Raw genomic sequence first — 17,850 nt, 5'->3', positions numbered from 1 at the left:
GCGTCTTTTTATTTTGTTCATTTTTATAAAGGTGGTAAGTCAATTTTCCCTTCTTCAAATAACTCTTTTAACATATGTTTCGTATAACCTGCAGCTTGTCCAAATGTAATTTTGGCAGGCATCGGTGCTTCATTTACATCTACTACTACATCAATAATACACGGTTTATCTTGCTTAACTGCATTTTCAAAAGCAGGAAGTAATTCATCGATATGTTCAACACGGTAACCAACTCCGCCACATATCTCTGCGTATTTTGCAAAATTAGGGTTTGTTAAATCTGTGCCAAATTCAACATTTCCCATTACTTCTTGTTCGAATTTAATCATAGCGATTTTATGGTTATTTAAGACAACGACGATAATTGGTAATTTATACTTAACAGCAGTTACAAAATCATTCATCGTCATTCCAAATCCACCATCACCGCAAATTGCAAAGACTTGTTTATTTGGATAAGCAAGTCGCCCAGCAATTGCGCCAGGTAGGCCGCACCCAAGCGTTGCAAGCCAACTGGAGATGATGAATTGTTGGTTCGTCATCCGAAAATGACGGGCAGCCCATACTGTTACATTCCCAACATCTACTGATAAAATGGCATCATCGTGCGCAACATGTTGCAGGGCATGCATCACTCTTTGTGGTTTAATTGGTGTAGAAGAGTCCTCTTCTTGATTATGCAATTTTTCTTCCCATTTTTTCATTAGTTCTTGATGATGTTCTAGGAATGAGTGATCGTCATGTTTCTCCACATTTTCTAAAAACCATTTCAATGTTTTATCTGCGTCACCGGCTAATCCGATATCTGTCGCATAACGTTTTCCAATTTGAGCAGGATCCGTATCAATGTGAAGTGTTTTTGCTTTTTCAGGTAAAAAGCCAGTGAAAGGATAAGAAGTACCAACCATGATTAATGTATCTGCATTTTTCATTGCTTCGTAAGACGGTTTTGTCCCAATTAACCCTAATCCACCTATACAAAGAGGATGTTCATCAGGGATGATCCCTTTTGCTGGAAGTGTTAAAACGATTGGAGCACCAATGTGTTCTGCGAATGCAAGTAAAGAGTCTCTTGCATGTTTTGCTCCTTTTCCAGCTAAAATAACGGGCTTTTTCGCTTCATTTAATGCTAGTTTTGCTAATTTTAAATCCTCTTCTTGCGGAAAAAGTTCAGGCAATGTAAAAGAAGAATTTGTTATACGTGCACCAGCTTCTACTTCGAACTTCGGAACATCATCTGGTATGGTAAGGACAGATACACCTTTCTTTGTATATGCCATACGAATCGCTTGGTTTACAACCGCAGGGAGTTGTTCAGCTGACATAATTCGTTGATTATAAATAGCCACATCATCAAACATTCTTTCTAAGTTGACCTCTTGGAAAAACCCTGTTCCTAGTAAATCAGATTCAACTTGACCTGTAATCGCAAGAACGGGCGCTTGATCTAGCTTCGCGTCATATAATCCATTTAATAAATGAATCGCCCCAGGCCCAGCAATCGCCATACAAACGCCGAGTTTACCTGTTAATTTTGCATAGGAAGCTGCTGCTAAAGCACCGGCTTCTTCATGACGAACTTGAATGAATTTAATTTTGTCTTGTTTTTTTCGAAGTGGTTCAATAATAGAATTGATTGAATCCCCAGGCATGCCATAAATGTGATCAACGCCCCATTCGATAAGCAAATCAACAAGTACTTCACCCGCTGTTTTACGAAACATAATAGATCCTCCTTGTGTATTGAAATACTATTATGTTTTGAAAAAATAGGTAAAATATACAAAAACAAATTCTTATTTTAATGATGACCAAAGAAAAGAGTAAAGACTGCTATGAGTAAAAAGCCACTAATAGACCAAGCAAGAAAGAGAACAGGAGAAAGGAATTTCTTCGCTTTCCATAACATTTCATGTATTGTGACATAGCCTAAAGAACCGATTGCACTCCCCATTATGAGCCCTTGTAAGTGAAGTGCGTTCCCTTTCATCATAATTCCAAAGAGTGTACCAGTGCCGAGGATAATTGATAATAGCAAAATTGTTAATAAAAATGAAATATATTTATGATGTGTAAATAGAAAAGGAATAATTAAGGCTAATCCTTCTGGAATATGGTGTATGACAATCGCAAATAAGAACTTAATTGCAGTTTCGTTATGACTTGTAAAGGCAGTCCCTAATGCAAATCCGCTTGGCATATTGTGAATAAAGATAGCAAAAGAGAGAAATAAAAAAGTTTGCCATGCTTGCTTGTCTGTTTTATGCATAATAGGGTGATGGCAATAATTATCTAGTAAACTCATAATGAATATACCCATGGTGATTCCGAGCATAGGGCCAATGACTTCATAGCTTGAAAAAGTTTCGGGAATGATTTCTAAAGATAATAATCCAAATAAAATACCGCCACATAGTGCATATAAACAGTGCATTTTCTCTTCAATAAGTTGCCGCGTTGCAAGTCCAACAGCGCCGCCTAATAGTAATCCACCAAATGAAAAGAACGTAACGATCATCGGAATCCATAACCGTTCCATAAAATCACACTCCATTTTTATAGCCTTCATTTTCAGCTTACTATGATAAAGAGGAGATTAGTCCAAATTACTAGCAGGGGGAGAAAACACTGCTAGTAAATGACTTGAGAAAATTATGATTAAAGTTCTATTCTTTTAATAGAAGTTTACGTAAAAGAAAGTATATTGGTAAAAAGACGCTTAAATAAATTCCAACATCCAACGTGAACAATAAGAAGTCAAATTTATCAATAAACAAGTTATAATTAAGATCGATAAGAAAATATATTAAGTCGGAAATCATACTTGCTATCAAAATAGAACTAAACATTACTATAAAGTGTTTCATTGGGATCACTCCTATAAAATAATAATTCGTTACTATAAAAGTGTATGATACTCACGGCTTTAAATTCTAGCTACATAAAATGAATACATGAAAAATGTAATAAAAATTAGTAGCAGTAATATTGGGGGAATATATCGTGAAACGCTAGTTTATCAACAATGAGAAAACAGATGTTATTGGAGACATAAAATGCTAAATGCTATTCGCTCTCTTGGTCATCAACCACTTGAAGGAATTGTTGAGAGTGACGAAACATTTTTCTTGGAGAGTGATAAAGGAAAAAAGAATATTCTTCATAGAAATGATTCTTAGTTCTTGTAGTTTTAACTGTTAATACAATCAGAATGACTGTTACGGAGGTATAATAAATGGATATTTATGAAAAATGCGATGATGTGAGAACAAAGGAGGATTTAATAGCATTTATTAAATCCTTAAAAGTAGATTTAGATAAAAACAAAGATGAATGGGAAAATCTCTCCTTGGAGATGTATCTTGATGCGATAGAGGCTTGGATGACTGATACAAATACACTATCAGATAAGCCTAATTGGAACAGCTTTGCACAAATTCTATTATCAGGTCGATTTTATGAATAACAATTTGTTATTTATTTTCAATAGCAACAATCTTTTAGAAAAGAGCCTTTTTTGTTTTTGTAATGAAAAGTACGCGTTTGTTTAATAAGGATATTATTACTTGTTATATCTTTTTTACATATTGAAAATAAGAATAGAAATCTTTAGTCGTTAAGCTAAAGATGGCGTTAATACAAATAAAATATGATTTGCTTCATCGCTTTTATTCAAAAATCGATGTTTTACATTTGGCGGAATACGCACTACATCACCTTCGTCTAAAAAATATTCAGTTCCTTCTAGTTCAACATACGCTTGTCCTTTCATAACAACAGCGATTTCTTCTTTTTCTTCGTGTGAATAATGGCTTTCCGTAGTGATTGCGTGTGCATTTAAGTCCATCATTAAGAGTTCAATACGTGCTTTCATAAAATCTGGCGTTAATACATCATAGACGATATGATCGTTATTTTCACGATAAACTTTCTTACGATCTTTTTTTCTCGAAATGAGTGAATCTGTATCAATATCGTTAATAAAAAGTGTAAACAATGGTACATTTAATGCTTTGGCGATTAATTCTAGTACGCTTAATGAAGGATTTGCTTGACCTCTTTCGATTTGGCTAATAAGTGATGTACTGATACCTGCATAGTCAGCAAATTCGCGAATTGTCATATCGTTTTTCTTACGATAGCTTAATACAGTTTGACCAAGGCGATGATTGATCATGGTAAAGCTCCTTTCCATCATAATGTATATTTGAATTCCTTTGTGCTGACATACTAAACATAAGCAATTTGCACTTTCTTTCATTGCTTAATAGCTTTATACTTACGTTTGTACATTATAATGTATATATTTTATTATTATAAACGAAGCAGTGGGGGATATAAAATTGAAATCACCAATTTTTTCTTATTTAGTTTTATTTTTTGGCGTATTTGCTTTATCAACTTCGGCAATCTTTGTAAAGTTAGCAGATGCACCAGCGGCAATCACAGCATTTTATCGACTATTTTTTGCGACAATTATGCTGTTGCCATTTTTACTGATCAATAAAAAGGATCGAAATGAACTATATTCATTATCAAAAAAACAGTGGGGATTTGGGCTATTATCCGGTATATTTCTAGCAGCACATTATGTTTTATGGTTTGAATCACTACATTACACTTCTGTAGCAAGTTCAACGGTTATTGTTACATTACAGCCACTTTTTTCAATGGTTGGAGGCTATTTTCTATTTAAAGAAAGATTCAGTAAAGGTGCTGTACTAGGTTGTCTTATAGCGATTGCTGGAAGTATCGTTATTGGGTGGCAAGATTTTCAAATTAGTGGCCAGGCTTTATTTGGCGACATATTAGCTTTTATTGCTGCGGGTATCATAACTGCTTATTTTTTCGTAGGTCAACATGTTCGTAAAAAGCTATCTCTTGTTCCATATTCAGTTATTAGTTATGGAAGCAGTGCATTATTTTTAGGAATGTTTGCCTTTAGTCAAAAAACATCTTTCGTTAATTATTCCGCACAAACATGGTGGTCTTTTATTGGATTAGCACTGATTGCAACGATTTTAGGGCAAACCATTTTCAATTGGTTGTTGAAATGGTTAAGTACTACAGTTATTTCTATGAGTATATTAGGAGAGACGATTGGAACGTGCGTCCTTGCATACTTTATCTTGGAAGAGGTTATTTCTTTGCAACAAGGGATAGGAATTGTACTTATTTTAATTGGTTTAACATTATTCTTATTACAGCCAAAGAAATAAGTAATGGGATTCTGCAGAAAGGTTAATTTGTAAGAGGAGCGAGTATGTGTGGAAATTATAAAGTGAAACTTTAATCAGTGGGGGTTTTCTCCATCCCACACCTAACTTCTTTGTTTTCGCTGAATTTTGAGGTGGGAGTGTTACTGTCCGTTAATGCGGGATAAAATTAAAAATCAGATTTCTTATGTAATAATAGGGAAAGAGTTAAGCATTATATAGTAGTTGGTATCTTATATTTGTAAACAACTAAAAAATAAAAAAGACCTTAGTAGTAGGTCTTTTTTGTTAGGATTTTAGGGAGTTAATTTAAATGTATTGTACAATTATATAATTCTGAATCCCATCCGTTCTCTAGTTTTCTAATTTTCGTTATGGATGTGTTTTTAAGAGAATCTGTCATGTTCAACTGCGGTACTAATTCCTTAAGAAGGTACTTAATAAATGCACCATGGCTAACGATTAAGACGTTTTTGTTAGGATGTTTATATGTAATTTCTTCAATAAGAGGTAAAGCTCTTGCCAAAACACTGTCAGCACTTTCAATCCCTAAATTAAGATTTCTCCAATTTTCTCCCCATTTTGAAATGCGCTCTTCTTCAGTTGTTCCTTCAATTTCTCCACCACCGGCTTCACGGAGTCTAGGATCTAAATAGATTTCTATATTATCAATATTTTTTCCTATTGCTTCAGCAGTTTGTTTTGCTCTTAATAGATCACTAGAATAGATAATATCCCAATTTTCTGTAGCTAAACGTTCTGCAAGTTTGTAAGCATCAGAGAAACCGTCTGGATCAAGTGGGATATTGGAATTCCCTTGCGCTCTACCTTCTTTATTCCAGTGTGTACTGCCGTGACGAATGATTCCTAGTGTTGTCATTTTATACTCCCCCTTAAAACAAATTATGAACTTAAGTATTATATAATAATTAAGGTAAAATAATCCATTATTACGAATATAATATGAACCAAAAAGAACAGGATGTATTTTTACGATTAGATTTTAGAAAATGAAGGGAGATCCAGATGAAAGAAAAATATGAAGGTATTGTGGAATGGTTTAAAAAAGAAGAAGGATATGGGAGTATTTTATTAGATAGAAATAAGGAGGAGCCTGTTTTTGTCCATTTTAGCTCAATCGCACCTGATTTGGATAGGTTTCCAGATAATGTTAGATATTTATCGAAAGGGCAAAGAGTCTCATTTGATTTAATTGAAATACCAGGGTTAAGTGAACAATCAAAAACTGCCAGCAATGTTGTCATTCTATCAAATTAACCATCCTTAAGCAGGATTTTTTTGTATGATAAAGAATCTTTACTGTATGAGGTAGGAGGAGAGAAGATGATGGAAGTTATCATTCGAGCAGTAGAGGTACAAGATGCTAGAGCAATTCATCATATATGCATACAAAATGATGTTTTACCATACATGGTTTTCTTGCCTAGTATGCGAGTAGATGCAATGGAAAATAGAATTCGAAACTTAGCTCCCAACCAATTTGAATTTGTTGCGGAGTATGATGGGAAAGTTGTTGGGTTTGTTGGTTTAACACAAGGGCAGGGGCGCAGGTCACATTCGGGAGACTTATTCATTGGTGTAAATAGTGAATACCACAATAAGGGCATTGGAAAAGCTTTGCTTACAAAAATGTTGGATCTTGCAGATAATTGGTTAATGCTCGAGAGAGTAGAACTTGGTGTTTTGGAAATAAATCCTGGTGCAAAGGCGTTATATGAAAAATTTGGATTTAAAGAAGAAGGTATAAAAAGAGGGAGTTTAAAATCTCACGGTAAGTTCATTGATGAAATTATGATGAGCCGTCTTAGACCCAATGGTTTAATTGTACATAATTAAGTAAATAATAGAAAGCGATACGAATGCTTTCATACCATATAAAAAAGAGGCTTAGGAAATGATCTTTCTAAGTCTCTTTTTTCTTTTGGCATAGTATAATATATGCTCTTTTATCTATCGCATTTAAATTGGGAGTATCCGTTTATTTATTTTTTTAGATGTCATATTTGCTTAAAAATGATACTTTTACTTATTATGTAAATACTTTATACTAAAGTACATACATTTTAAATTGGAGCGATTCATTACGATATGGAGATGGGAAAATTAGAACAAATCATTGAAGCGAAAAAAGAAGAACTATTTACACTAGTATCTAATTATGGATTTCAGCATGAAAAGGTACTTACAGTAAGTCAAGAACTAGACAAATTAATTAACTATATAATGTTATTGAAAGCTTAAGTAGAAATAGTATGTACATTTTGCGAACTTTGTCAGCTGCTAGTCCAGTAAGCTAATTTTTGGTTATAATAATAAAGGAGTTTATTATCGTATCGGTTAGGAGAGCAGCAAGTATGAAAACAGTTGTTGTCATAGGTGGAGGGATTACAGGTCTTTCTACGATGTATTACTTAGAAAGATTACAAAAGGATTCCAATATAGACTTAAAATTAATCCTGGTAGAGAAAAGTGAATATTTAGGCGGGAAAATTCACAGTGTGAAAGAAAATGATTTTATTATGGAAACAGGAGCAGATTCGATTGTTGCTCGAAATGAAAATGTTATACCATTTGTAAAAGAACTGAATTTAGAAGACGAGATGGTATATAACGAAACGGGTATTTCTTACATCTACTCAAATAATACGTTACATCCGATTCCTGCTGACACAGTATTTGGTATACCAATGAGTGTAGAGTCATTATTTAGTAGTACGTTAGTTTCAACGAAGGGGAAAATTATTGCACTGAAAGACTTTATTACAAAAAATAAAGAATTTACGAAAGATACCTCACTCGCTATATTTTTAGAAAGTTTTTTAGGAAAAGAATTGGTTGAGAAACAGATTTCTCCTGTTCTTTCAGGCGTGTATTCTGGTAAATTGAATGAGCTTACAATGGCATCTACATTACCTTACTTACTTGATTACAAAAATACATATGGCAGTATTATGAAAGGGTTTGAAGTAAACAAAAAACAATTTCAAGCTGCTGGAAATAAAAAGTTTTTGTCATTTAAAAAAGGTCTTTCTACGATTATTGATCGTCTAGAAGAAGAGTTGACTGAGACTGATATACGAAAAGGAATAACAACGACGAATGTACGTAAGGTTAATGAAGGATATGAAGTTTCTTTTGCCAATCAAGAGGTAATTCAAGCGGATTATGTTGTTTTAGCTACCCCACATGATGTTGCACAACCTTTACTAGGTTCTAAGGAATTAGAAAATGATTTCAATAAGCTGAAAAATTCTTCACTGATTAGTATTTATTTAGGATTTGAAATACCGGATGAACAATTGCCGGCGGATGGGACAGGCTTTATCGTTTCAGAAAATAGCGATTTATTTTGCGATGCGTGTACATGGACGAGCAGGAAGTGGAAGCATACATCGGATAAGCAAAATTTATTAGTGAGAATGTTTTATAAAAGCTCAAATCCTGCTTATGAAAAAATAAAACAAAAAAGTGCGGAAGAATTAGTTCAAGTTGCTTTATCTGATATTGAAAAAAGTCTTGGGATTCAAGGGGAAGCACAAGTCATTGAAGTGACAAATTGGAAAGATTTAATGCCAAATTACCATTTGGAACATAATCACGCAGTTCAATCTTTAAATGAGAAATTATCGGCTGTTTTTCCAAATGTTTATTTAGCCGGGGCTTCATATTATGGTGTAGGTATTGGGGCTTGTATTGGAAATGGAAAGAAAACAGCAGAGAAGATTGTAAAAGCTTTGAATAATCACTTTGAATAAAGGAATCTTTATATTTTTGACGAAATCCCTCTCTAGTATAAGAGAGGGATTTCGTCTGTTTTAATTTTACTATTTAACTTTTATTACAGTTTTTGCACGCATCGTTTTATTTTCTGTAATTGTTAATGTGACGTTCCCGGGTTCTTTAAATGAATAGGGAGAGAGCTCATAAATCTCTTTTATTTTATATTTTTCTTTCAGTTCTTTTGAGGATGCGTTTTTTATTAGAGATATATTCGGTTTCCAAGTTTCTTTTTTACCAGAAGGATATTCTATGATAATTTGAGGGTTTTCTAAATGTAATGTTTTCCAAGAAGCAAAATAGAGTTCAGTTTCTTTTTCCTGTTTGATTAATTGTTCTGAGAAGTAACCAAATTCACCGATATCTCCTGAAACGATATATGGTGTGTTGTTTATTTCAATGTGTAATAAAGAAGGTTGGTAAGTGGCTGCGTGATAAATCCCATAAGAAAGTGATAATGCTGAGGCAATTACTAGTCCAATTATAAATGTCTTGAGGCTATTTCCTCTGAAGCTTGTCATCATAGCTGAGTTGGGTGCGAATTTCTGTGCGAATAAAAAAACAAACAAAATGAACAAGAGAGCAATACCTATAAAAATATACATTTTTCAGTCACCTCCGCTAATATAACTCTAATCTTCATGTTGAATAACCATTTGCCGCATTGTTTATGAATATTTTAACAAAAATATCCAATTTTAGATAGGTAAAGATGATAGAGCAGCCAATTAAGAAAATATCAGGAAAGCTTGTTTCATCTATTTTGAAAACAGGATTTATTTATGATAAACCTTCCAATAAGAGAAGGTTTTTCTGATATAATAAATCAGTAGCAAGAAAAGGAGGGGTTTCATGGCATTTCCAATTTTAGAAACAGAACGGTTACATTTAGTTGAAATCGATCAATCGTATTGTCAAAAAATATATGAAATCTTTTCGCTTGAAGAGGTTACGCGTTATTACGGAATGAATTCTTTTACAGAATTTGGCCAAGCTTCCCGTATGATTGAATCTTTTTCGAAGAACTTTTTTGAGAAGCGTGCCATCCGCTGGGGAATTGTATTAAAGGAAACAGGTACGTTAATTGGTACAATTGGATTAAATAATTTACAACTTTGGAGTAAACGTTCTGAAATTGGTTATGATTTGCATCCTTCTTATTGGGGAAAAGGCTATGCGACAGAAGCTGTAGAACAAATCATCACATATAGTTTTCAAGAACTTGGGATATTCAGAATTGGTGCAATTACATATCCTGAAAATGTAGCATCTTGTAAGATGTTATCCAAAATAGGGTTTCAGAAAGAGGGACTACTAAGGGGCTATATTCATCAAGGAAATCAACAACGGGATGTATATATATATTCCATTATAAGAACAGACTTAGACAAGAACCATGAGAAATAGTAGGCATGGTTTTTCTTTTATAATTAAATAGTAAGGAAAAAATAAAGAACCCCTCTTACCAAAAGATAAGAGGGGTATGAAACCATTAACCTAATTTAGGTAGTAAACGTTCTCCGCTTTTCATGTTACTTTTACATAAAGGGCATTTTGGCTCTTCTTCAAATGAAAAGTTCTTTCTCATCCAACCTAAACAATCCTCTGATTCACATTCCCAAACAGGTGTTTGTTCTGGTGGTACTTCTGCTACATCGTTCTTGCGATTGCGATACATGTGACCACTCCTTTTATGTAAAATTTTTTAATTATATATTAAAAAGGTTGTTAACCGTGCGATGGTAACAACCTTTTTATTGTTTAAATTATAGCTTTACAACGTTTTTAGCTTGAGGTCCGCGGTTGCCGTCTTCAACTTCGAAGCTAACTTCTTGACCTTCGTCAAGAGATTTGAAACCGTCGCCAGTGATAGCAGAGAAGTGAACGAATACATCGTTACCGTCTTCAACTTCGATGAAACCGAAACCTTTTTCGCTGTTAAACCATTTTACTTTACCTGTTAATGTCATGGTAAATGCCTCCTAAAAATAAGAAAAATAAATTACAATATGATCCGTCTTATTTCAACGAAAATAAAAATTCACATATTATCAAAAACCGATTAGGAACACTCATTATCCATAATAGATGCTTGATAATATGTAAAGTGAAACTTTTATAAATTTGACCTTAAGACCTATCTTACAACAAATGGTGGGAAATAGCAAGTGTTGGAAACAAATGGTTTTTTATGCCGGCATATGTTTCAATAACGTTACTGCAACAAGGGGGGGATTATATAGCGTGCATCTAACAAAATGAAAGAATAAGGTCCTTTTTATGAATGTATTATTTCTAATTTAAACATCCCCTAGGTAATTATAAGTAGCAGTCCTTGCTGTATTTAAAATTATGGGAAATAATAGATGTAATGTAGAACAGGAAATATCTGTAATAGGTGGAAATTAAAAAAGAAAGGGAGGAAGGACGTTGAACAATAGTCGATTTAAAACAATCGAAGCAGCAAAGGAAGGACGCAAGAAAGTACATCCAATTTTAGCAGTAATATTATCGGTTGTATTTTTAACTCTCGGTGAATTGTTTATTTTATTTATGTTGTTCTTGCCAAAAGCAGAAACGACATTTATGAAGGGTATTTATAATGATTTAGAAATGTTACTCATATTTGGAGGAGCAACTGTAATTGTTTTTTTATGGGTTCGGTTTGTAGAGAAACGCCCATTTTCATCGATTGGCTTTGGGAAAGAACAATTCTTAAGAAAGTATGTAAAGGGAGCTATAGTAGGGTTTATATTTATATCAATACCGGTATTACTCCTTGTTATAACAGGATTTGTACAGTTGCAAATTCAGCCCATTACTACCACTGTCATATTTGGTATTCTAGGCTCTTTAGTTGCATTTTTAGTACAAGGCGCTACAGAAGAAATCGTTATACGTGGTTGGTTATTTCCAGTTATTTCAGTTAGAAGCCGGATATGGGTTGGAATCGTTGTTACCTCATTAGTGTTTGGATTCCTCCATCTACTTAACCCAGGTATTACAATTCTTTCTATATCAAATATCATATTAGTTGGTGTATTTGCGGCATTTTATGTGTTAAAAGAGAATAGTCTTTGGGGGATATGTGCTTGGCATTCTATTTGGAATTGGGCTCAGTATAATGTTTATGGTTTTGCAGTAAGTGGAATGACAATATATTCGTCCCCTTTATTTAAATCAACAACGAGCGGGCCAGAAGTATTACATGGCGGAGCGTTTGGAATTGAAGGAAGCGTAATTACTACATGTTTACTTACTATTGCTTCGGTAGTAATATGGAGACAGATATGGAGAAAAAGAACAAGACAGCGTAATATTGAATCATGATGATAATCATTTGCTTAGAAAAAATTGTTCATAATGTAAAAAATAACGAGTGCATTGTATCAATCAATGTACTCGTTATTTTTTGTGGATTATCACGTATGACTATAATCTTTAGAGGTTTGATAGATGGTTTTTAAGATTTGTTCATTTGCCGTTTCATTTTTTATAATAGCTTCTTGGTACGCTGGTAAAAATATTTCAGTTGATGAGGGTGAAATTTCACCACAAATATCAATGCCGTGAACGGATGTTTTGTTTTTTATAGAATGAACATATTGTAATAATGTTGATAAATTCATATGTCCTTGATCCCAATTTGTAATAGCGTCACGAGGTTCTAATACATCTTTATCAATACTCATATAGACTGTACTGGTTTCTATATGTGACAAAATTGTATTTACGGAGACTGTATGTGTAGATTCTATTGGAAACACTTCCACTTTTGACGATACAGAAGACTGTATTTGAAAAAAAGATGGCCCAATGATTATAGCTTTTTGCAACAAAGGATTGTTTCGAAGGGCAAATGATACCCAAGACCCGCAAGAAATCATTGTTGTTCTTCGAGAAGGGGATAAGTCCATGTCAGAGTGATGATCGAAAAGAATAAGTGTAAATGGTTCTGCAACTTCTTGTAATAGTAAATAGGATACATAATGGTAATTACCTGAACCGATGAAAGTAACCCCCGTTTGTTTTCTATTGCGCAATTGTTCTTTAATATGATGCAAGGTCTTTTTTTCGCAATATAAATTTGAGTGTTCTAGATGTCTAAAATCAATATTTTCATGTGGATAAGAACAGAGTTTATTTTGTAATTCATACGTTTCATCAAAATGAAGAAACGTTATACCTTTATGTAATAGACTCATATTCAGTCATCTCCCTTACGTACTAACCTAGCACAAATTTAAATGATATTAAAATAAAATACTTTCTTAATTCAATTGATGTTAAAGCGTATAGTTCACATAAAGCCAATCACATTTTGCGAAAAGAGATAAAATGTGGAAAAATCCCTATCTGAATGTTAGAAAATTACAATCATTTTACAGAATAATCTTGCAATATAAAAGTGGAAAGAAATACAATAAAAGGAACCTGTGAAAGATGTTGTAAAAATAGTATCTTGGGGGAGAGAATGGATGGGGGAGTTTTGTGAAAAAAGCATCTTCAATGAATCTTTTATAACGAGTTATAAAAAATAACTAGAAAGAAAATGAATGATGGAATGCTGGGGGGACATATTGTCAATGAAAACACTTTTAAAAATGTTAGGGATAATTGCTGGGATGGCAGTAATCGGTGTGGCACTTACTTACGGTATCTTACATTATCTTAATACTAGTAAAACAGCTGCTAAAAAAGTACCAACTGCAGCGCCTGCAGTAGAAGTGTTGGCTGATAGTAAAGTAAAAGCAGAGAACGCAAACCTGTTAGAGAATGGGAATTACTCATTGCCGAATAGTGATTTTAACAAAAACTTTAATTGGACTGATGAAAAAGTCCAGGTCGCATTACATGAAATGGCGCATCAAAAAGTGAAAGCAGATCAAAAATGGGGTTATATTTTTATAACACAAGAACGAATTGAAAGTTTAATAGAGATTGTTAAGAGTAGTAATTTGAATCAAAAAAATGCATATATAGATATTTTAGAAAGATGGAAACAAGGGGAATATAAGAAAGTTGATGCCGATCATAATACGATTTGGAAATTACAAAGCGGAAATCTTGGCGAGGGTAAAGGTGTAATGTCACAAGAGGAACAGAAGGAATTGGTCAATAACGTTTTCATGCAAAAAGAGACATTTTCAGGAAGTACGTTAATAGTGGGTGGGAACAAGTGAAAAAATAACTTGTAAAATATACATCATTATATTGAAAAGATGAGAGTGGTGTAGATCTTGTCTAGGTGGAGGTATAGGGAACATCCACCTAGACAAGATTATTTTATTTGACATATGAAATATATGGGAATAAACTTCATGTATGAAATAAAAAAGAAAGGCTTTTTCGAATGAATATGAAAAAAAGAGAATTATACGGAAGTATTCGAGATGTCTATCATCAATTGCAAAAACATTTGGATAAGGCGATAGAAGAGCATAATATAAGTTACGTCCAATTTGGTGTGATACAAGTGCTTGCGAAGTCTGGAAAGGTATCGATGTCTAAGCTGATTGAAAATATGGGGTGTGTTCCAAGCAATATGACTACGATGATTCAGCGGATGAAGAGAGACGGATATGTTGCGACGGAAAAAAACCAAAATGATCAACGTGAAACACTTGTCTTTCTAACTGAAAAGGGAGAAGAAATTAGAGAGAAAGTCGATGTGAAGTATGAAGGGTTTTTACAAGGAAATTGCAGCTGTTTTACTACTGAAGAAGAACAGAAGCTGCAAGAACTCTTATTAAAATGGAAGCATCATTTAGTTTAAGCATGATATATAAGAAAAAGTGTAACGCTCTGTTACATTTTTCTTTATATAAATAATTCATATGTGAAATAAAATACCATGTATAAAACAGGAGGTGTGAGGATAATTTTAAATATTTATTTCATATATGAAATAAAAGGAAGGAATACAAGATGCAAGTAAAATCAATGTTACGTATTTTAGCAATTATCGCTTTTTTTATCGGTTTAGATTCTTTGATTGTTTCACCATTATTGCCTGCGATTTCACCAACAACAGGAATTCCAACTGAAAAGGGTGGGCTTTTCATTACAGCGTACGCACTATGCTATGGAATAACAGCTCCATTTTTTGGATCATTATCTGATAAAGTCGGTAGAAAGCAAATGATTGTCATAGGTTTTATCATTTTTTCGGTTGCAACATTTTGCACGGGGCTTACGAATCATTTTGGAACAATCTTATTGTTCCGTGGACTGACTGGTTTATCAGGAGCGATGATAATGCCAAGTATATTTGCATTAGTAGGAGATAAAGTACCGTACCAGTCACGAGGAAAAGCAATGGGGATGATTATGGGAGCTATGGTTGGATCAACAGTATTAGGTGTACCTATTGGTGCTTTTTTATCTGAGGTAGGAAATTGGCAATGGACATTTTATTTCATTGGACTATTGGCTTTTCTTGTTACGATGATTGCAAGTCAAGTGTTAGAAAAAGAGGTTTCGAAAAATCAGTTATCAGTTTCTGCAACGAGAGCAATGATTCAATCATGTAAAGTCGTATTTACAAATCCCTCTGTTTTCTTTGCATTATTAGCAACACTTTTATGGACTGTCGGATTACATGGTATGTTCTCATACATAGGTGTATATTATGAAAGAAATTTCAGGTTTACAATCGGGCAAATTGGAATTGTAATTTTCTTTGCTGGCTTAGGAAGTGTAATTGGTAATATAGTTGGTGGGAAACTAGCAGATAAGGTGGGGAAAAAAATAGTGGTTTCCATCGCAAGTGTCATTGCTTCGGTTAGTATAATTACATTTTCACTATATATTGATTATATAAAAATCGCGATTATGGCACACATGGTTTGGAGTATATTTATTGGGTTTGGTCAAGCGTCATTAACGGCTTTGATTTCTGAATTAAGTCCGGCAATAAGAGGGACTGTTATGGCGTTGAATAGTTCTGCGATGTACGTGGGGATGACGATAGCTTCAGGAACTGCAGCATTTGCTTTGAGTCAAGGATTACCATTTGTTTCACTAGGGATTATTTGTGCAATCGCTAGTTTGCTTGTTCTGCCAATGATTCATTTTTTTATTAGGGAGAAAGTTACACCTAATAAAAATTAAATTGGTGTAGAAAAGAACGATAAAAAATAACTGGTTACTATAGTGTGATTTTGAATTTTTTACACAAAAACAACCTCGTCCTGATAAGAACGAGGTTGTTTTTTAAATTCTTCACTCTAACTGAGAACCCCTTTTCCTCTAAGCGAAGTGTAAGTGGTCATTCTTTTAAATGAGAGGTTATCGTTGGCCACCAATGAAAACCATCTTTTTCTAACAGAGCATCAGATTCTTTAGGACCCATTGATCCAGACTCGTAGTTAGGGAAATCTGTAGCTTGTTGATTACCCCAAACATTTGAGATTGTATCAACGAATTTCCAAGAAAGGGATACTTCATCCCAATGAGTAAAGTTGGTTGAATCACCCCGCATACAATCATATAAAAGGACCTCATATGCCTCTGGTGTATTCATTTTATCCGTGCAGTTATTACAATAGCTTAATTGAATTGGTGTCGAAGTAGTACTACTGTCAGTTTTTTGTGCGTTTAAATGTAGTGTAATTCCTTCTTCGGGTTGAATATGAATAACCAATAAATTAGGATGAACTTTTTTTTCAGTATTAAAATAGAGATTCATTGGTAAGTTTTTAAACTGTATGATAATCTCGGTTGATTTTTCTTTCATACGCTTCCCGGTTCGAATATAGAAGGGAACGCCTGACCATCTGAAATCTTCAATCAATAGCTTACCAGCAACAAAGGTTTCTGTATTTGATTCTGGATTTACTGCGTTTTCCTCACGATAACCAATTACTTTTTGTCCGTCTACTATACCTGATCCATATTGTCCACGTACAAAATGTTGTTCTACCGTATCTTCTGAAAGTGGTTGTAATGCACGAAGCACTTTTACTTTTTCACTTCGAATTTCATTTGCGGTTAGCTTTATTGGAGGTTCCATTGCAAGGAGCGCTACCATTTGTAACATATGATTTTGAACCATGTCACGTAGTGCACCTGAATCTTCATAATAACGCCCACGTTCTTCTACTCCTAAAGTTTCACTTGAAGTAATTTGAATGTTAGCTATATATTGATTGTTCCAAAGGGGTTCAAAAATTGCATTCGCGAATCGAATGACTTTAATATTTTGAACCATCTCTTTACCTAAATAGTGGTCAATACGATAAATTTGATCTTCTGTGAAGGCATGACGAATTTGATCATTTAATGCTTGTGCCGATTCATAATCATGTCCAAATGGTTTTTCAATTACTAAACGAATCCAGCCTTCTGTTGAGGTTAGCCCTTCTGATTTTAAATTTGTAGCAATTGTGCCAAAAAAATCAGGAGCCATCGCTAAATAAAATATGCGATTTCCTTCAGTAGCATACTCTCCATCTAGAGTAGTTAACAAACTATGTAGTTCTTGATAAGAAGATAGATTGGTTACATCAAAAGGGTGATAATGAAAATGGGAAACGAATGCATCGTGAATCGTGTCGTCCTCTTGTATACTGTGGATAGATTCTTTAACATTTTGACGAAATTCTTCATTGGATAATGGTCTTCTTGCCACGCCAACAACAGCAAAGTTATTAGAGATTTTCTCTTTTCGAAAGAGCCTGAAAAGAGAAGGGAATAATTTTCGCTTCGCTAAATCACCTGTCGCACCAAAAATAACAATAATACATTTTGGAGTAGTATAATTTTTCATGGTTATATAACCCTCACTTTAAATGAAGTTAGTTCCCACTTAGTATGTTGATTATTGAACAATACA

20 protein-coding genes and 1 pseudogene are annotated in these 17,850 nt (G+C 33.8%); 12 read left to right on the top strand and 9 right to left on the bottom strand.

The window, feature by feature from the left end; genetic code table 11:
* Nucleotides 1-23: 23 nt before the first annotated feature.
* Together CN373_RS07540 and CN373_RS07535 are read right to left on the bottom strand one after the other, a co-directional pair.
* On the bottom strand, nucleotides 24-1,724 hold the full coding sequence (locus CN373_RS07540; RefSeq protein ID WP_000488918.1) for a pyruvate oxidase: 1,701 nt from the start codon (nucleotides 1,722-1,724) through the stop codon (nucleotides 24-26).
* 77 nt (nucleotides 1,725-1,801) lie between these two features.
* Entirely contained in the window at nucleotides 1,802-2,539 is a 738-nt protein-coding gene (locus tag CN373_RS07535; protein ID WP_000440610.1) for a ZIP family metal transporter, read from the bottom strand.
* Nucleotides 2,540-3,041: 502 nt separating this feature from the next.
* Here CN373_RS07535 and CN373_RS07525 point away from each other — a divergent pair.
* Nucleotides 3,042-3,167, top strand: a pseudogene (locus CN373_RS07525) (IS1595 family transposase); the annotation flags it as partial.
* A 68-nt stretch (nucleotides 3,168-3,235) separates the two neighbouring features.
* Nucleotides 3,236-3,466 (top strand): DUF7660 family protein, encoded by a 231-nt coding sequence (locus CN373_RS07520; RefSeq protein ID WP_000356073.1) that lies wholly within the window; start codon nucleotides 3,236-3,238, stop codon nucleotides 3,464-3,466.
* Nucleotides 3,467-3,616: 150 nt separating this feature from the next.
* On the opposite strand, the gene CN373_RS07515 is transcribed toward CN373_RS07520, so the two are convergent.
* Complete coding sequence (locus tag CN373_RS07515) at nucleotides 3,617-4,177, bottom strand: helix-turn-helix domain-containing protein (RefSeq protein WP_000607095.1); 561 nt, start codon at nucleotides 4,175-4,177, stop codon at nucleotides 3,617-3,619.
* Nucleotides 4,178-4,343: 166 nt separating this feature from the next.
* Here CN373_RS07515 and CN373_RS07510 point away from each other — a divergent pair, with 166 nt between their 5' ends.
* Nucleotides 4,344-5,219: a DMT family transporter gene (locus tag CN373_RS07510; protein WP_098359025.1), complete on the top strand. Its 876-nt coding sequence runs from the start codon at nucleotides 4,344-4,346 to the stop codon at nucleotides 5,217-5,219.
* A gap of 301 nt (nucleotides 5,220-5,520) precedes the next feature.
* Here CN373_RS07510 and CN373_RS07505 read toward each other — a convergent pair whose 3' ends face one another.
* Nucleotides 5,521-6,096: a histidine phosphatase family protein gene (locus tag CN373_RS07505; RefSeq protein ID WP_000209214.1), complete on the bottom strand. Its 576-nt coding sequence runs from the start codon at nucleotides 6,094-6,096 to the stop codon at nucleotides 5,521-5,523.
* Between the two features lie 146 nt (nucleotides 6,097-6,242).
* On the opposite strand from CN373_RS07505, the gene CN373_RS07500 reads away from it, so the two are divergent.
* The 4 genes from CN373_RS07500 (at nucleotide 6,243) to CN373_RS07485 (ending at nucleotide 8,992) form a co-directional block, all read left to right on the top strand.
* Nucleotides 6,243-6,494: a cold-shock protein gene (locus CN373_RS07500; RefSeq protein ID WP_000660921.1), complete on the top strand. Its 252-nt coding sequence runs from the start codon at nucleotides 6,243-6,245 to the stop codon at nucleotides 6,492-6,494.
* 69 nt (nucleotides 6,495-6,563) lie between these two features.
* Complete coding sequence (locus CN373_RS07495) at nucleotides 6,564-7,073, top strand: GNAT family N-acetyltransferase (RefSeq protein ID WP_033664689.1); 510 nt, start codon at nucleotides 6,564-6,566, stop codon at nucleotides 7,071-7,073.
* Nucleotides 7,074-7,325: 252 nt separating this feature from the next.
* Nucleotides 7,326-7,478: an aspartyl-phosphate phosphatase Spo0E family protein gene (locus CN373_RS07490; RefSeq protein WP_000425134.1), complete on the top strand. Its 153-nt coding sequence runs from the start codon at nucleotides 7,326-7,328 to the stop codon at nucleotides 7,476-7,478.
* Nucleotides 7,479-7,591: 113 nt separating this feature from the next.
* Nucleotides 7,592-8,992: a protoporphyrinogen oxidase gene (locus tag CN373_RS07485; protein WP_000860389.1), complete on the top strand. Its 1,401-nt coding sequence runs from the start codon at nucleotides 7,592-7,594 to the stop codon at nucleotides 8,990-8,992.
* A gap of 69 nt (nucleotides 8,993-9,061) precedes the next feature.
* Here CN373_RS07485 and CN373_RS07480 read toward each other — a convergent pair whose 3' ends face one another.
* Nucleotides 9,062-9,619 (bottom strand): hypothetical protein, encoded by a 558-nt coding sequence (locus CN373_RS07480; RefSeq protein ID WP_000275220.1) that lies wholly within the window; start codon nucleotides 9,617-9,619, stop codon nucleotides 9,062-9,064.
* A 247-nt stretch (nucleotides 9,620-9,866) separates the two neighbouring features.
* Here CN373_RS07480 and CN373_RS07475 point away from each other — a divergent pair, with 247 nt between their 5' ends.
* Nucleotides 9,867-10,421 (top strand): GNAT family N-acetyltransferase, encoded by a 555-nt coding sequence (locus CN373_RS07475; RefSeq protein ID WP_000885369.1) that lies wholly within the window; start codon nucleotides 9,867-9,869, stop codon nucleotides 10,419-10,421.
* An 85-nt stretch (nucleotides 10,422-10,506) separates the two neighbouring features.
* Here the strand turns inward: CN373_RS07475 and CN373_RS07470 are convergent, their stop codons facing one another.
* Together CN373_RS07470 and cspD are read right to left on the bottom strand one after the other, a co-directional pair.
* Nucleotides 10,507-10,692: a cold-shock protein gene (locus CN373_RS07470; protein ID WP_000286200.1), complete on the bottom strand. Its 186-nt coding sequence runs from the start codon at nucleotides 10,690-10,692 to the stop codon at nucleotides 10,507-10,509.
* An 88-nt stretch (nucleotides 10,693-10,780) separates the two neighbouring features.
* Nucleotides 10,781-10,984: a cold-shock protein CspD gene (cspD, locus tag CN373_RS07465; protein WP_000176367.1), complete on the bottom strand. Its 204-nt coding sequence runs from the start codon at nucleotides 10,982-10,984 to the stop codon at nucleotides 10,781-10,783.
* 460 nt (nucleotides 10,985-11,444) lie between these two features.
* Here cspD and CN373_RS07460 point away from each other — a divergent pair, with 460 nt between their 5' ends.
* A complete protein-coding gene (locus CN373_RS07460; RefSeq protein ID WP_001065988.1) occupies nucleotides 11,445-12,344 on the top strand; it encodes a CPBP family intramembrane glutamic endopeptidase in 900 nt (299 codons plus the stop codon).
* A 92-nt stretch (nucleotides 12,345-12,436) separates the two neighbouring features.
* Here the strand turns inward: CN373_RS07460 and CN373_RS07455 are convergent, their stop codons facing one another.
* On the bottom strand, nucleotides 12,437-13,219 hold the full coding sequence (locus CN373_RS07455; RefSeq protein ID WP_000054622.1) for an arginase family protein: 783 nt from the start codon (nucleotides 13,217-13,219) through the stop codon (nucleotides 12,437-12,439).
* Nucleotides 13,220-13,600: 381 nt separating this feature from the next.
* Between CN373_RS07455 and CN373_RS07450 the strand changes: the two genes are divergently transcribed.
* The 3 genes from CN373_RS07450 (at nucleotide 13,601) to CN373_RS07440 (ending at nucleotide 16,127) form a co-directional block, all read left to right on the top strand.
* Nucleotides 13,601-14,197 carry a PRK06770 family protein gene (locus CN373_RS07450; protein ID WP_000854490.1) on the top strand — a complete coding sequence of 199 codons (597 nt, stop codon included), beginning with the start codon at nucleotides 13,601-13,603 and terminating at the stop codon, nucleotides 14,195-14,197.
* Between the two features lie 170 nt (nucleotides 14,198-14,367).
* Entirely contained in the window at nucleotides 14,368-14,790 is a 423-nt protein-coding gene (locus CN373_RS07445) for a MarR family winged helix-turn-helix transcriptional regulator (protein ID WP_001056336.1), read from the top strand.
* A 152-nt stretch (nucleotides 14,791-14,942) separates the two neighbouring features.
* Nucleotides 14,943-16,127: an MFS transporter gene (locus tag CN373_RS07440; RefSeq protein ID WP_098359024.1), complete on the top strand. Its 1,185-nt coding sequence runs from the start codon at nucleotides 14,943-14,945 to the stop codon at nucleotides 16,125-16,127.
* Nucleotides 16,128-16,284: 157 nt separating this feature from the next.
* Here the strand turns inward: CN373_RS07440 and zwf are convergent, their stop codons facing one another.
* Nucleotides 16,285-17,784 carry a glucose-6-phosphate dehydrogenase gene (gene zwf, locus CN373_RS07435; RefSeq protein WP_000801065.1) on the bottom strand — a complete coding sequence of 500 codons (1,500 nt, stop codon included), beginning with the start codon at nucleotides 17,782-17,784 and terminating at the stop codon, nucleotides 16,285-16,287.
* Nucleotides 17,785-17,850 lie beyond the last annotated feature (66 nt).

This window comes from Bacillus cereus (genome assembly GCF_002561295.1).
In the GTDB taxonomy this organism is placed as follows: domain Bacteria; phylum Bacillota; class Bacilli; order Bacillales; family Bacillaceae_G; genus Bacillus_A; species Bacillus_A cereus_S.
This window is presented reverse-complemented; position numbering and strand designations above follow the sequence as displayed.